General features: G+C 72.1%; 9 protein-coding genes. 6 read left to right on the top strand and 3 right to left on the bottom strand.

Annotated elements, in window-relative coordinates; translation table 11 throughout:
* Positions 1-44: 44 nt before the first annotated feature.
* The 3 genes from FDM97_RS26605 to gabT form a co-directional block, all read right to left on the bottom strand.
* Positions 45-1,823, bottom strand: coding sequence for a GmrSD restriction endonuclease domain-containing protein (locus FDM97_RS26605; protein ID WP_175439245.1), 1,779 nt, complete (start codon positions 1,821-1,823; stop codon positions 45-47).
* Between the two features lie 71 nt (positions 1,824-1,894).
* Positions 1,895-2,401: a phosphatase PAP2 family protein gene (locus FDM97_RS26600; protein WP_349775393.1), complete on the bottom strand. Its 507-nt coding sequence runs from the start codon at positions 2,399-2,401 to the stop codon at positions 1,895-1,897.
* Between the two features lie 361 nt (positions 2,402-2,762).
* Positions 2,763-4,097 carry a 4-aminobutyrate--2-oxoglutarate transaminase gene (gabT, locus tag FDM97_RS26595; protein WP_137993046.1) on the bottom strand — a complete coding sequence of 445 codons (1,335 nt, stop codon included), beginning with the start codon at positions 4,095-4,097 and terminating at the stop codon, positions 2,763-2,765.
* 256 nt (positions 4,098-4,353) lie between these two features.
* On the opposite strand from gabT, the gene FDM97_RS26590 reads away from it, so the two are divergent.
* The 6 genes from FDM97_RS26590 to aroA all read left to right on the top strand — a co-directional run bounded on the left by FDM97_RS26590 (position 4,354) and on the right by aroA (position 15,046).
* On the top strand, positions 4,354-6,753 hold the full coding sequence (locus FDM97_RS26590; protein WP_137993043.1) for a type IV secretory system conjugative DNA transfer family protein: 2,400 nt from the start codon (positions 4,354-4,356) through the stop codon (positions 6,751-6,753).
* A gap of 117 nt (positions 6,754-6,870) precedes the next feature.
* Complete coding sequence (locus tag FDM97_RS26585) at positions 6,871-8,445, top strand: PucR family transcriptional regulator (RefSeq protein ID WP_137993041.1); 1,575 nt, start codon at positions 6,871-6,873, stop codon at positions 8,443-8,445.
* 535 nt (positions 8,446-8,980) lie between these two features.
* The gene (locus FDM97_RS26580) at positions 8,981-9,955 is read left to right on the top strand and encodes an EamA family transporter (RefSeq protein WP_137993038.1); all 975 of its coding nucleotides are present in this window, start codon (positions 8,981-8,983) and stop codon (positions 9,953-9,955) included.
* A gap of 190 nt (positions 9,956-10,145) precedes the next feature.
* On the top strand, positions 10,146-11,591 hold the full coding sequence (locus FDM97_RS26575; protein WP_137993036.1) for an aldehyde dehydrogenase family protein: 1,446 nt from the start codon (positions 10,146-10,148) through the stop codon (positions 11,589-11,591).
* A gap of 154 nt (positions 11,592-11,745) precedes the next feature.
* The gene (locus FDM97_RS26570; RefSeq protein WP_137993034.1) at positions 11,746-13,671 is read left to right on the top strand and encodes an acyl-CoA dehydrogenase family protein; all 1,926 of its coding nucleotides are present in this window, start codon (positions 11,746-11,748) and stop codon (positions 13,669-13,671) included.
* Between the two features lie 127 nt (positions 13,672-13,798).
* Positions 13,799-15,046, top strand: coding sequence for a 3-phosphoshikimate 1-carboxyvinyltransferase (gene aroA, locus FDM97_RS26565; protein ID WP_137993032.1), 1,248 nt, complete (start codon positions 13,799-13,801; stop codon positions 15,044-15,046).
* The last annotated feature ends 9 nt before the right edge of the window (positions 15,047-15,055 follow it).

Genomic DNA, 15,055 nt, shown 5'->3' with positions numbered 1-15,055 from the left:
GGGGCCGGGGCCTGACTCCGCCCCGGCCCCGGTTCGTCGGTCACTCAGGTGAAGCGCTTGGCCGCCGCCAGCGCTTCACTCGTCGACATCTGACGGAGATCCTCGCCGTCCCGCGCGAAGTATTCGCCGTCGTAGCTGGACAGATCACGCTGGGCGGGGATGCGTGCAACGACGTATGAGCGCCCCGAATACGAGATCGTGTCGATGTTGGCCACGATGTCACCCTTGAGGGGCTCGCTCAGGGGAGAGTTCTGGATCGAACGGATGATCTTCCGGGTGTAATCACTCATCTCCATGCTGAGGGCCTGGCATTCGCGGTCGATTCCGACGAGCTTCTGCCGGGCGAGCTGGGTCGGGACTACGCCGTCGATCTCCTGGATTCTCGCGGCATCGCTCTCCTTGTCCACGACGCCGAAGATCACGTATCCGTCCGCGTCGGGCCCGGTGTTGGCGATCGCCGACATGATCTTGGGCAGCTTCTTCAGGAGGTCGTGGTTGATCGAACGCTTCGGGCCGAGCGACGCGATGCCTTGTTTGAACTCGTAGCGTGCGCTCTCGATCGGGGCTCGCCTGATGAGGTTGGGGAACTCGATCTCCATCGCGGGCCCGTGGGTGAGCGTGCCCTTCGGCGGCTCGGTGAAGAACTTCTCGATGAGCCCACGTACGATGTCGATGTTGGCCTGCCGTTGCGCCTCGGTCGTCGTGTTCCGGCTGGGGGTCAGCTTCGCGGTGACCTTCTGGACGGCCGAGAAGGCTCCGCGAGGGTCCGTGAGTTGCATTCCGCGGCGGATCATGAGGTCGAAGAACGCCATGAAGATGGCGTAGAAGGGTGTCTTGGCGGCGTTCCAGCCACTGGTGCTCACGTGAGAGCGGAAGGCACCCACCACGTTCGGTTTCGTCGAGTCCACCATGGTCTTCATCGCGCCCAGGACCAGCTTGACATCGGCGGCGAGCTTGTCTGAGCCGTAGGCGGAGAGATCCGTGGCCAAGGATCTGCTCTCTGCCGTTTCCAGGTCGAAGTACTTGTCGAGCACGTCCGAACTGACGCTGAACGTATTCCCTCTGATGGCCGAGATGCAGATGTCCGCCAGGAGCTGTTCGTCCTCGCTCTGCTGGAGCTGCCGCGTGCTCAGGATCCCCAGGCTGCACCAGTACGTCTCCTCGGCGGGGATCCCGTATCCCAGTCGCTCTCGCGCGGAGTCGATGGAGACGACGGGCATCTTGGTGAGGGGGAGAACGTCGGGGGAACCGTCGTACCGGAAATCGGAAGCAAGCTTCCGGAGCATCTTGACGAACTCGCTCACCACGCCCGCCTGACGCTTCTCCTGGGCGCTCAGCTGCCGGCCTCCCGAATTGATCCTTCGGAACACCTCGGTCACCTTGGCTTCTTCGCGAGGGCCGAAGATGGTGACCGCGAGCTGGTAGTCCAGCAAGTCGGCACATTGTGCCGCGGAGATCAGTTGGGGCTTTCCGGGTTCCCTTTCGAACACCTTCGAGTCGGCGAGCTGGCGGGCGCGGGAGAACTCCGCCAGATCGAAGAACTCCTTCGAACCTTCTCCGTTTATTCCGTAACGCTGTTCGATGAAACCGAAGATGGCGTCAAGTCGCTGCATCCCGTCGATGATCTCGTAATTGTGATCACTCGTCTCTGCGAGCAGGAAGAGAGGGATGGGGTATCCGCGCAGAATGCTGTCGATGAGGTGGATCTTCTCTTCAACGCCCCAGACGAGCTTGCGCTGGTAGTTGCGGTTCACCGTCAGCTTTTCGCTGCGGTAGAGGCTGTACGCCTCCTGGATCGACATGCCGCGCGGAGTGATGGACATTGCGCCTCTCGGGGCCGGGTGAAGTGGTCGCTTCATCCTGCTCGAGAGTGATCTTCATCCCTCCGGGGTGTTTAAATTTGGTGCCTTTTGTGTGATCTCGTGGAAATGATCGGCCATCGGAGGAGAGGGACGCACAGGGCCACCGAGGCCAGCACGTCCAGCGGCCAGTGGTAGCCGCGCAGGATCAGTCCGGTCCCCGTCGCCGCCGTCAGCAGTGCGGCGACGGGGATCAGGCGGTTCGAGATCAGGAACGCGGCGCCGAAGTACGCCACCATCGCCGTCGCCGTATGGCCCGAGGGGTAGTAGCCCGCCGCCCAGGGCTCCAGCGGGCCCGGGCGGGCCGTCCACTCCTTCAGGGGGATGACCAGCAGCGGGACGAGAACCATGCCGAGCCCCGCGTACAGCGCCGCCACGCGCCGGCCGCGCCATGCCGCGTACGCCATCGCGCACGCGAGGACCGGGAGAGCGACCGTCATGTTGCCGAGATCGGCGCCGAGTTCGGAGAGCCATCGGGGGACGCGGTCGACGAGGGAGCGCGAGAGGCGCTCGTCGAGGCGGGCGAGGGGGCCGTCGGCCACGACCTGCCAGGTGACGACCGCGAGCAGGACGATCGCCGAGAGAACAGCCGGAAGCCCCGGAACAGGGGGGGTGGTTCCGGGGCGTCCGAGGTGACCGGGCTGCCGCGCGCCCCGGGGGGTGTGGGGCGGGCGGCCATCCGATCGGTGAGGAGTTCCGGAGCCAGAGGCTCCAGTGGTGTGCGCCAGGGCACGGTCAAGGCGGGGCTGGGGAGGCTCCGCCCTGTTGTCGCCCGCAGTCCCCTGCGAGCGGGGTGTTTCTCTCATCTGCAGAAACCGTACGGCAGAGAGAAGGGGACCGACAGCCGGATCTCCATCCCGCCATCGGCCCCCCACACCTTCTTCACACGGTGTGTCAGATGCGTCAGAGCTGGCCGAACGCGTTCTCGATGATGTCGAGGCCCTCGTTCAGGAGGTCCTCGCCGATCACCAGCGGCGGCAGGAAACGCAGCACGTTGCCGTACGTGCCACAGGTCAGGACCAGCAGGCCCTCGGCGTGGCAGGCCTTCGCCAGCGCGCCCGCGGCCTCCGGGTTCGGCTCCTTGGTCGCGCGGTCCTTGACCAGCTCGATGGCGATCATGGCGCCGCGGCCGCGGATGTCACCGATGGCGTCGAACTTCTCGGCCATCGCCGACAGGCGGGCCTTCATGATCGACTCGATGTTCTTCGCCTTGGCGTTGAGGTCGAGCTCCTTCATGGTCTCGATGGAGCCGAGCGCACCGGCGCAGGCCACCGGGTTGCCGCCGTAAGTGCCGCCCAGGCCGCCGCCGTGCACGGAGTCCATGATCTCGGCGCGGCCGGTGACGGCGGCGAGCGGCAGACCGCCCGCGATGCCCTTGGCGGTCGTGATCAGGTCCGGGACGATGCCCTCGTCCTCACAGGCGAACCACTGGCCGGTGCGGCAGAAGCCGGACTGGATCTCGTCGGCGACGAAGACGATGCCGTTGTCGTTGGCGAACTTCACGATCGCCGGCAGGAAGCCCTTGGCGGGCTCGATGAAGCCGCCCTCGCCGAGGACCGGCTCGATGATGATCGCGGCGACGTTCTCGGCGCCGATCTGCTTGCTGATCTGGTCGATCGCCTGGGCGGCGGCCTCGGGGCCGCAGTTCTCGGCGCCGGTGGGCCAGCGGTAGCCGTAGGCGACCGGCACGCGGTAGACCTCGGGCGCGAACGGGCCGAAGCCCTGCTTGTACGGCATGTTCTTCGCCGTCAGCGCCATCGTGAGGTTGGTGCGGCCGTGGTAGCCGTGGTCGAAGACGACGACGGCCTGGCGCTTGGTGTACGAACGGGCGATCTTGACCGCGTTCTCGACCGCCTCGGCACCCGAGTTGAACAGCGCGGACTTCTTGGCGTGGTCGCCCGGGGTCAGCTCGGAGAGCGCCTCGCAGACCTCGACGTACCCCTCGTACGGCGTCACCATGAAGCAGGTGTGCGTGAAGTCGGCGAGCTGCGCGGCGGCGCGGCGGACGACGGCCTCGGCGGAGGCGCCGACCGAGGTCACGGCGATGCCGGAGCCGAAGTCGATCAGGCGGTTGCCGTCGACGTCCTCGATGATGCCGCCGCCGGCCTTCGCGGTGAAGACGGGCAGCACGGAGCCCACGCCGCCGGCCACGGCGTCGAGGCGGCGGGCCTGAAGCTCCTGCGACTTCGGACCGGGGATGGCGGTGACGACGCGCCGCTCCTGCGGGACAGCGTTCATGCGGGGCTCCTGGGATGTTCTGGACGCACTTGTGGGTTTCTTCCGCAGGCTAGGCGTGCGGGAGGTGCGCGGGCATGCGCCGATCGGGAGTGTTGCGGGTGGGTCGTTGTCCGTGATGGACATGGTGCCCCTCCGGGAGCGCCGGAACGGCACACCTCGCCCTCCGGGTCGCCGAAACGGCTCCGGGGCCGCTGCCGCCCACTAGATTGACGGTTGCACGCATGCGGCGACCTGGCTGGTCAGGGGGCAGGGGTTCATGGAGACCGAAGGCACGTACGAGTCACGCGACACGCGGGGGAACGCCGTACCGCGGCCGGCGGGGCCACCCGTGCCCTCAGGCGGCCCAGCCCCGACCCCGTCCTCGACCCCGGCCGCCGCCCCAACCCCGTCCGCTGCCCCGACCCCGACCCCGACCCCGACCCCGACCCCGGCTCCGGCTCCGGGCCAGGGACCCGTCGTCCCGCCGCCGCCCACGCACGCGCCCACCCGGGTGGGGGTCGCCGAGTGGCTCCGTATCCCCAGGCCCGCCGCCGAACCCGGCATCTGGCGGCTCGGCCACCGGCCCCGCCCCCAGGAGGAGCCCGACCAGGTGCCGGGACGGCAGCTGGTCGGCGGCGCCTTCGTCGCCTACCTCTGCGGCTGGCTGCTCTGGTCACTGCTGCGGAACGGCTACCTCGAGGGCTGGTGGATCTTCGTCGACAACTGGTGGCTCCTGCCCATGCTCTGGCTGGTGCCCGACGAGTGGCGGCAGAGCACGAACCCCCAGTTCGAGCTGTACGTCTCGGCGACCTACCTCTGGTACGCCGTCGTCCTCGGGCTCATCGCCGTCGGCTTCGGGCGCGTCGGCAACTGGCGCGAGGTCTGGCACCGCTACGGCGTGCCCGTGTGGCCGCTGTTCGTCCTCGTGCCGGGCGTCTGGCGCGAGATGCCCCGCACCGTCACCTGGCTCATGTGGGTCTCCAACGTCTACTACGTGCTGCTCGCCGTGGCCGTCGCCGCGGCCGTGGGCCGCGTGGGCACCTGGCCCGTCGTACGGCGACGCCTCGGGCTGACCACCGACACCCCGCCGCCCCCGCCGGCGGGCGCCCCCTCCGACCCCGCCGAATGGCCCGAGCTGCGCGACGCCGGGCTGACCGAGTCCGCGGCCCAGCTCGCCGAGGCCACCCGGCACGGTGTGCTCGGGGACGTCGACTACGCCCGGATCCGCCGCGCCTGGCAGGGCGTACGGACCCGTCCGGAGCGGCTCGCCGCCTTCACCGAGGCCGTACGCACCCGGGGCGCCGCAGCCTGCGGCCACCCCTCGGGCCTGCGCGACCTGCCCGTCCGTACCGCCACCCACGATCTGGCCACCGGCCAGGTGCGCATCGGCACCGCCGCCGACCACCCCCGCAACCCCTACGCCCGCCGCACCACCGGCGTCGCCCTCGAGCCCGGGCTGCTCGGGACCTCGCTGCTCGCCGTCGGGCCCGCCGGGTCCGGCAAGACCACGCGGCTCGTGCGGCCCGTCGTCGAGTCGCTCTGCCTCCAGGCCCTCGCCAACCGCGCCGCCGTCGTCGCCGTCACCTCGCACGGCACCCCCGTCGGGCCCGACGAGGCCTTCGACGTCGTCGTCTCCGTCGGACGGCCCGACTCCACCCACGACCTCGACCTGTACGGCGGAGCCGACGACCCCGACGAGGCCGCCCGGATCCTCGCCGAGGCGCTCGTCGGGGACCTCGTCGCCGACAGCCGCCGCGCCGCCACCGCGCTCGCCCAGCTGGTCGGGCCGTTCCGGGCCGCCTACGGGCGCTTCCCCGGCGTGCCCGAGCTGCGCGAGCTGCTCGGCGGGACGCCCGAGGCGCTGGACGCGCTGCGGACCGCCGTCGCCGGCGACCCCGCCCAGCTGCGCGAGCTCGACGCCCGGCAGCGGCAGGCGGACCGACAGACCGGCAGCGACGACATCGGCGTCCTGCTCGCCGAGCGCATCGCCTTCCTCGACCGCCCCGCCTTCGCGCACTTCTTCCGCACGGACGGGGAGGAGCGGCAGTTCTCCCTCCGCGCCGTCGAGCACCCGCTCCGGGTCCGCGTCGACCTGCCCGAGCGCGGCCACGCCGAGGCCTCCCGGATCGTCTCCCGGCTGCTGCTCGCCCAGTTCGCCGAGGCCGCCCTCGCCCGCCGCGACCGCTCCCTCTTCGCCTGTCTGGTCCTCGACGACGCCACGTACACCGTCACCGGCGACTCGGTACGGGCCGTCCAGCGGCTGCGCTCCGCCAACGCCGGGGTCGTCCTCACGCTGCGCGGCCTGGAGGACGTACCGGAGGCGCTGCGCGGGCCGCTGCTCGGGGCGGTCGGCTGCCGGATGGCGTTCGCCGGCATCGCACCCTGGGACGGCGGGCGGTTCGCGGAGACCTGGGGCACCGAATGGGTGCAGACCCGGGACGTCACCAACCGGCAGATCATCTCCGACGAGCCCCTCACCAAGGCCCTGCACTTCATGCGCCGCCTGGTGACCGGCAAGGCGGCGACCGCGCAGGCCGTCACCGTACGGGAGGTGGAACGGGAACGCTGGTCGGCGTCCGACCTCGCGCACGCCGTCCCCGCCGGGCACGCCGTGCTCTCCCTGACCCATGTGCGCGGCGAGCACACGCCACCGCTCCTGGTGGATCTGCGGAGCTGACGCGGAGCTGAAGCGGAGCTGACGCGGGACCGGAGCGGGCGCCCGCCCGCCCTGGCACAATCGGGTGCGCCGCTCGGCTGAGCGGCGCCCCCTCGCTCAAAGGTCCGACGGTCCCCAATGCCGCCCACCCTCGCCTCCCTCGTCCAGCACTCGGCCCTCAAGCTCACCGTCCGCGCGGGTGAGGACCGCCTCGACACCCCCGTGCGCTGGGCCCACGTCAGCGAGCTCGCCGACCCCGTCCCGTACATGGAGGGCGGCGAGCTGCTGCTCACCACCGCGCTGACCCTGGACGCGGAGGACCCCGAGGCGATGCGCCGCTATGTGCGGCGGCTGCTCGCCGCGGGCGTGGTCGGGCTCGGCTTCGCCGTCGGCGTCAACTACGAGGAGATCCCGCAGACCCTCGTCGACGCGGCGCGGGCGGAGGGGCTGCCGCTCCTCGAAGTACCGCGGCGCACGCCGTTCCTGGCCATCAGCAAGGCGGTGTCGGCGGCGATCGCGGCCGACCAGTACCGGGCCGTGACGGCGGGCTTCGAGGCCCAGCGGGAACTGACCAGGGCCGCGCTCGCGGAGGGGCCGGACGCGGTGGTGGCGCGGCTCGCGGCCCATGTGGACGGGTGGGCGGCGCTGTACGACACCTCCGGCACCGTGCTCGCCGTGTCACCCGAGTGGGCGGCGCGCCGGGCCGCCCGGCTGACCCCCGACGTCGAACGGCTCCGGGAGCGGCCCGCGCCCGCGAGCGCGGTCGTCGGCGGCACGGAGGACCGGGTGGAGCTCCAGTCGCTGGGAACGGGGCGGCGGGTGCGGGGCGCGCTCGCGGTCGGCACGGGGGCGCCGCTCGGGACGGCGGAACGGTACGCCGTCCACTCCGCGATCGCCCTGCTCACGCTCACCACGGAACGCTCGCGCTCGCTCCAGGCGGCGGAGGGCCGGCTGGGCGCGGCGGTCCTGCGGATGATGCTCTCCGGCCAGCCGGACCACGCCCGGGCGGTGGCGGGCGACCTGTACGGCGGGCTCCTCGACGCGCCGTTCCGGCTGCTGATCGCCGAGCCGGCGACGGGGGAGCGGGAGGGCGAGCCACCCCTGCCGGCCCTGGCCGAGGCCCTGGAATCGGCGGCGGCGCGGGCGGGCGAGACGGTCCTGACCGTCCCTGAGGGCGAGGAACGGCTCCTGGTCCTGGCCGGGGACGGCGGCGCGGTCGTGACGGCGTGCGGGGCGTACGCGGAGCGGGACGCGGAGGAGGCCGGTGTCGTCGTCGGTCTCTCCGCCCCGGCGGGGCCGATCGCGGCGGCGGCCGCGTACAAGCAGGCCGAGCAGGCGCTTTCGGTCGCGCGCCGGCGCGGGCGGGCGCTGGTCGAGCACGAGGACCTGGCGGCGGGCTCGGTGCTTCCGCTGCTGGCCGACGACGCGGTCCGCGCCTTCGCCGACGGCCTGCTGCGCGCCCTGTACGAACACGACGCCACGGGCCGCGGCGACCTTGTCGCCTCCCTGCGGGCCTGGCTCTCCCGCCACGGCCAATGGGACGCGGCGGCGGCGGACCTGGGCGTGCACCGCCACACCCTGCGCTACCGCATGCGCCGCGTGGAGGAGATCCTGGGCCGCTCCCTGGACGACCCGGACGTCCGCATGGAGCTCTGGCTCGCCCTGAAGGCGACGACCACGGAGGACCCGGGCCCCCCGGCGGCCGGCCGATAGCCCCTGCGGGCCGGCGTTACGGGGAGCAGCCGCACGGCGTGTGCGGATCCCCCCCGCGCCGGCACCTTCGCGTGCGGCGGGCCCTCACGACCCGGACGTCCACGCGTGCGCGCCTGCGGCACGAGTCGCTGGGGGAGCTGCTACTCGGCCGGGTACTCGGGGCGCACGCCCCGCCCCGGGCCCAGCGCCAGCGCCCGCGGCGGTGGCGGCGGGGCGCAAGCCTCGCCCTGGCGGCTGTCCCGGCGTCTGCGGCGCGAATCCGGGGCTCGGCAGGGGCGCGTGCGCGCATGCCCGTCCCGGGGGACCTCCGCGCCTGCGGGACTGGGTCGTTCGGCAGCGACAGCGCCTGCGGCGGCGGGACGCATTCCTGGCCCTGGCGGCTGTCCCAGCGCCTGAGGAGCGAATCCGGCGCTCGGCCGGGGCGCGGGGGCGCGGACCGCCGGGGGCCACCCCACCCGCCCCGAATCCCCGCCCCCTGCCCGATCACGGGCAAATTTCTTGGTCTTCACGGTCCGGATTCCATAGTCTCCTGAACATGACAAGCCCCGCCGTCGATCCGGCCGCCTCCGAGGTCCAGACGTCCGCCGCCCCCGCGGCCCCCGCACCCGTCACCCGCGCCCCCCGTCGTATCTCCGGCGCCGTGTGGGCCGCGCTCGGGATCGTGTACGTCGTCTGGGGGTCCACGTACCTCGGGATCCGGATCGTCGTCGAGACCATGCCGCCGTTCCTCTCCGCCGGCGCCCGGTTCGTCACCGCCGGGCTGATCCTCGCCGGGATCATCGCCTGGCGGCAGGGGCCCGCCGCCCTGAAGGTGAGCCCGAAGCAGCTCGCCTCCGCCGTCGTCGTCGGCCTGCTCCTCATCCTCGGCGGCAACGGCCTCGTCGTCCTCGCCGAGACCTCCGTCCCCTCCGGCCTCGCCGCCCTCCTGATCGCCGTCGTCCCCGCCTGGGTCGTCATCCTCAAGGCCGTCTCCGGCGACCGGCCCACGGCCGGCGGCGTCACCGGCGTCCTCCTCGGGCTCGCCGGGCTCGCCGTCCTCACGCTCCCCGGCCTCAGCGGCGACGTGAAGGCCGGCGGCGTCTTCCTCGTGATCGCCGCGACCCTCAGCTGGTCCGTGGGCTCCTTCTCCTCCTCGCGCATCCCCATGCCGGCCAACCCCTTCACCGCCAGCGCCTACGAGATGGTCGCCGGCGGTCTCGCGGGCCTGGTCGTGGGCCTGCTCCGCGGCGAGCAGCACGGCCTCGACCTCGCCGCCGTCTCCACCCGCTCCTGGGCGGCCCTCGCCTACCTGATCGTCTTCGGCTCGCTGCTCGCCTTCACCGCGTACGCCTGGCTCCTCCAGGCCGCCCCGCTCTCGCTCGTCGCCACGTACGCCTACGTCAACCCCGTCGTCGCCGTCGTCCTGGGCGCCCTCGTCCTGAACGAGGCCCTGACCTGGCCCATCGTCCTCGGCGGCGCGATCGTCGTCGGCGGTGTCTGTCTGATCGTCTCGACCGAGCGGCGCGTCTGAGGCGCGTCTGAGGCGCGTCTGAGGCGCGGCTGATCCGGGGCGCTCCTGTCCCCTTCCGCCAAAGCGGACAGGAATTCCCGCCCACCACTCCACAGAGGACAAGCGCCCGTCCGCCCGCTTCGCCCTAACGTGTCACGAGAGCGCGAGAGCACCCCCTCGCACCACCCCCAACGGAAAGGGCCGGGACGCAATGACGACCACCCACGCCTTCTGGCTCGCCGGCCGCGAGGCCACCGGCGAGGCCACCTTCGACGTCACGAACTCCTTCGACGGACGTCTGGTCGGCAAGGTCAGCGTGCCCACCGAGGCCCAGGTCGAGGAGGCCGTCGCCGCCGCGCACGCCGTCGTCGACGAGTTCGCCGCGACCCCGGCGCACGTCCGCGCCGCCGCCCTCGACCACGTGTCGAAGCGGCTCGCCGAGCGCACCGAGGAGATCGCCCAGGTGATCTCCGCCGAGAACGGCAAGCCCATCAAGTGGGCCCGCGGCGAGGTCGGCCGTGCCGTCTCCGTCTTCCGTTTCGCCGCCGAGGAGGCCCGTCGCTTCAACGGCGGCGAGGCCCAGCGCCTCGACACCGAGGCCGGCGGCGTCGGCCGCCTCGCGCTCACCCGCCGTATCCCCAAGGGCGTCGTCCTCGGCATCGCGCCGTTCAACTTCCCGCTGAACCTCAGCGCCCACAAGGTCGCCCCGGCCATCGCCGTCGGCGCGCCGATCATCCTCAAGCCGGCCCCGTCGACCCCCATCTCGTCCCTCATCCTGGGCGAGCTGCTCGCCGAGACCGACCTGCCGGCAGGCTCCTGGTCCGTCCTGACCGTGCCGAACGACCGCATGCCCGCCCTCGTCCAGGACGAGCGCCTCCCGGTCATCTCCTTCACCGGCTCGGACAAGGTCGGCTTCGCCATCCAGCAGTCCGTGCCGCACAAGCACTGCACCCTGGAGCTCGGCGGCAACGCCGCCGCCGTCGTCCTCGGCGACTGGGCGTCCGAGCAGGACCTGGACTGGGCGGCGACCCGTATCGCCACCTTCTCCAACTACCAGGGCGGCCAGTCCTGCATCTCCGTGCAGCGCGTGATCGCCGACGCGTCCGTGTACGACCGGCTCGTGCCGAAGATCGTCGCGGCCGTCGAGGCCCAGGTCACCGGCGACCCGGCGGACGACGCCACCGATGTCGGCCCGCTCGTCGACGAGGCCGCCGCCCAGCGCGTCGAGTCCTGGGTCGACGAGGCCGTCAAGGCCGGCGCGAAGCTGCTCGCCGGCGGCAAGCGCGAGGGCGCCACCTACGCCCCGACCGTCCTCACCGACCTCCCGGCCGACGTCACCCTGGCCCGCGCCGAGGTCTTCGGCCCGGTCCTGACCATCGCCAAGGCCGACGGCGAGGCCGAGGCCTTCGCCGCCGTCAACGACTCGGACTTCGGCCTCCAGGCCGGCGTCTTCACCCACGACCTGCAGACCGCCTTCCGCGCCCACCGCGCGCTGGAGGTCGGCGGCGTGATCATCGGCGACGTCCCGTCCTACCGCGCCGACCAGATGCCGTACGGCGGCGCCAAGAAGTCCGGCGTCGGCCGCGAGGGCGTCAAGTACGCGATGGACGACTACACCTACGAGCGCGTCCTGGTCCTCACGGGCCTCGCGCTCTGACCCGTACATCCTCCGTACGGACCACGAGACCGACGGCCGAAGCCCACTGTGCGGGGGCTTCGGCCGTCTTCTCGTCTTTCCGGGTGCCGGGAAATCGGGTACTACGGACGAGTAGCCACAAGTGCCCCCCTACGAGCGGCGAGGTGAGCTCCTCATGTCCGCACCCACCCAGCGGCCCAAGGTCACCGAACGCGAGGCCCGGCAGGTCGCCGAGGCCGCGCGCGAGCAGGACTGGCGCAAACCCAGCTTCGCCAAGGAGCTCTTCCTCGGCCGCTTCCGGCTGGACCTCATCCATCCCCACCCCCTCCCCTCCGAGGAGGACGTACGGCGCGGAGAGGCCTTCCTCGCCAAACTGCGCGACTTCTGCGAGACGAGGATCGACGGCCGGCTGATCGAACGCGAGGCCCGCATCCCCGACGAGGTCGTCGCCGGCCTCAAGGAACTCGGCGCGTTCGGGATGAAGATCGACCCGAAGTACGGCGGGCTCGGCCTCACCCAGGTGTACTACAACCGGGCCCTGGCCCTGGTCGGCTCCGCGAGCCCCGCGATCGGCGCGCTGCTCTCGGCCCATCAGTCGATCGGCGTACCGCAGCCGCTGAAGATCTTCGGTACGCAGGAACAGCGCGACACCTATCTGCCGCGGCTCGCCCGCACCGACATCTCGGCCTTCCTGCTCACCGAACCGGACGTGGGCTCCGACCCGGCCCGGCTCGCGACGACGGCGGTGCCCGACGGGGACGACACGTACGTCATCGACGGCGTGAAGCTCTGGACGACCAACGGTGTCGTCGCCGACCTGCTCGTGGTCATGGCCCGCGTACCGAAGTCCGAAGGGCACCGCGGCGGCATCACCGCCTTCGTCGTCGAGGCGGACTCGCCCGGCATCACCGTCGAGCACCGCAACGCCTTCATGGGCCTGCGCGGCCTCGAGAACGGCGTCACCCGCTTCCACCGGGTCCGGGTGCCCGCCGCGAACCGCATCGGCCCGGAGGGCGCCGGCCTCAAGATCGCCCTCACGACCCTGAACACCGGACGGCTCTCGCTGCCCGCGATGTGTGTCGGCGCCGGGAAGTGGTCGCTGAAGATCGCCCGCGAATGGGCCGCCGTACGGGAGCAGTGGGGCAAGCCGGTCGCCCGCCACGAGGCCGTCGGCACGAAGATCTCCTTCATCGCGGCGACCACGTTCGCCCTGGAGGCGGTCGTCGACCTCTCCTCGCAGATGGCCGACGAGGACCGCAACGACATCCGTATCGAGGCGGCGCTCGCCAAGCTCTACGGCTCCGAGATGGGCTGCCTCATCGCCGACGAACTCGTCCAGATCCGCGGCGGACGCGGGTACGAGACGGCGGACTCGCTGGCGGCGCGGGGGGAGCGGGCGGTACCGGCCGAGCAGCTGCTGCGCGATCTGCGGATCAACCGGATCTTCGAGGGCTCGACCGAGATCATGCATCTGCTCATCGCCCGCGAGGCGGTCGACGCGCACCTCGCCGTGGCCGGCGACATCATCGACCCCGAAAAGTCGCTGGGCGACAAGGCGAGGGCGGGGGCGCGGGCGGGCGGCTTCTACGCCCGCTGGCTGCCGAAGCTCGTCGCCGGGCAGGGGCAGGTGCCGGGCGCGTACCGGGAGTTCGGCGACCTCGCGACGCATCTGCGGTACGTGGAGCGGACGTCGAGGAAGCTGGCCAGGTCCACGTTCTACGCGATGTCGCGGTGGCAGGGGCGGATGGAGCTCAAGCAGGCGTTCCTCGGGCGGATCGTGGACATCGGCGCGGAGCTCTTCGCGATGAGCGCGGCGTGCGTACGGGCGGAGCTGATGCGGTCGACGGGGGACCACGGCCGGGAGGCGCACGCGCTCGCGGACGCGTTCTGCCGGCAGTCCCGGCTGCGGGTGGAGGAGCTCTTCGGCCGCCTCTGGTCCAACACGGACGACCTGGACCGGCGGGTGGTGGACGGGGTCCTCGCGGGCCGCTTCGAGTGGCTGGAGTCGGGCGTGGTGGACCCGAGCGACGACGCCCCCTGGATCGCGGACGCGACCCCGGGCCCCTCGACAAAGGAAAACGTCCACCGCCGAATCCCCTGACCCCGGGGTGTGGCCTCCGCCCCGCTGTGCCGGCGCCCCGCCCCTACCCCTGCCCCCGGGGCGAGCCGCGGCGTCCACGGGGCGGACGCGCACGGCCCGGGGCCGACGGTCACGGCACCATGGCACCGTGACCGTCATCGACATCCCCGGCTCCAAGTCCGTCACCGCACGCGCGCTCTTCCTCGCCGCCGCCGCCGACGGGACCACCACCCTCCTCCGGCCTCTCCTCTCCGACGACACCGAGGGCTTCGCCGAAGGGCTCAAGGCCCTCGGCTACCAGGTCCGGCAGGAGCCGGGGGCCTGGCACATCGAAGGGCGCCCCGCCGGGCCCGGCGCCGACGACGCCGACGTCTACTGCCGCGACGGCGCCACCACCGCCCGCTTCCTCCCCACCCTCGCCGCCGCCGGCCACGGCACGTACCGCTTCGACGCCTCCCCGCAGATGCGCCGCCGCCCCCTCGGCCCCCTCACCACCGCCCTGCGCACTCTCGGCGTCGACCTCCGCCACCACGAGCACGAGGGCCACCACCCCCTCACCGTCACCGCCCGCGGCATCAAGGGCGGCGCCCTCACCCTCGACGCCGGCCAGTCCTCCCAGTACCTGACCGCGCTGCTCATGCTCGGCCCGCTCACCGCCGAGGGCCTCGCCATCACGGTCACCGACCTGGTCTCGGAGCCGTACGTCGAGATCACCCTCGCGATGATGCGGGCCTTCGGGGCGCGGATCACCCAGGAGGGCCGCACGTACACCGTCGCGCCCACCGGGTACAAGGCGACCACCTACGCCATCGAGCCCGACGCCTCCACATCCTCCTACTTCTTCGCCGCGGCCGCCCTCGGCCCCGGCCGCACCGTCACCGTCCCCGGCCTCGGCACCGGCGCCCTCCAGGGCGACCTCGGCTTCGTCGACGTCCTGGGCCGCATGGGCGCCGAGATGGAGATCACCGACACGGCCACCACCGTCCGCGGCACCGGCACCCTGCGCGGACTGACCGTGAACATGCGCGACATCTCCGACACGATGCCGACGCTCGCCGCCCTCGCGCCCTTCGCCGACGGACCGGTCCGGATCGAGGACGTCGCCAACACCCGCGTCAAGGAGTGCGACCGCCTCGACGCCTGCGCCGAGAACCTCCGCCGCCTCGGCGTCACCGTCACCACCGGACCCGACTGGATCGAGATCCACCCCGGCACGCCCGCGGGGCCGGTCGAGATCGCCACCCACGGCGACCACCGGATCGTCATGTCCTTCGCGGTCACCGGCCTGCGCACCCCCGGCATCACCTTCGACGACCCCGGCTGCGTACGGAAGACGTTCCCCGACTTCCACCACGCCTTCGGAACGGCGTTCGCCGCTTTCCGCCCCACCCCGTGAAGTCCGCCC

The sequence above is a fragment of the Streptomyces vilmorinianum genome, from assembly GCF_005517195.1.
Classification (GTDB): Bacteria; Actinomycetota; Actinomycetes; order Streptomycetales; family Streptomycetaceae; genus Streptomyces; species Streptomyces vilmorinianum.
This window is presented reverse-complemented; position numbering and strand designations above follow the sequence as displayed.

Bases quoted from the DNA above. Each gene is read 5' to 3' on its own strand.
- FDM97_RS26605 (WP_175439245.1), bottom strand. From the start codon at position 1,823: ATGTCCATCACTCCGCGCGGCATGTCGATCCAGGAGGCGTACAGCCTC.
- gabT (WP_137993046.1), bottom strand. From the start codon at position 4,097: ATGAACGCTGTCCCGCAGGAGCGGCGCGTCGTCACCGCCATCCCCGGT.
- FDM97_RS26590 (WP_137993043.1), top strand. From the start codon at position 4,354: ATGGAGACCGAAGGCACGTACGAGTCACGCGACACGCGGGGGAACGCC.
- FDM97_RS26585 (WP_137993041.1), top strand. From the start codon at position 6,871: ATGCCGCCCACCCTCGCCTCCCTCGTCCAGCACTCGGCCCTCAAGCTC.
- FDM97_RS26580 (WP_137993038.1), top strand. From the start codon at position 8,981: ATGACAAGCCCCGCCGTCGATCCGGCCGCCTCCGAGGTCCAGACGTCC.
- FDM97_RS26575 (WP_137993036.1), top strand. From the start codon at position 10,146: ATGACGACCACCCACGCCTTCTGGCTCGCCGGCCGCGAGGCCACCGGC.
- FDM97_RS26570 (WP_137993034.1), top strand. From the start codon at position 11,746: ATGTCCGCACCCACCCAGCGGCCCAAGGTCACCGAACGCGAGGCCCGG.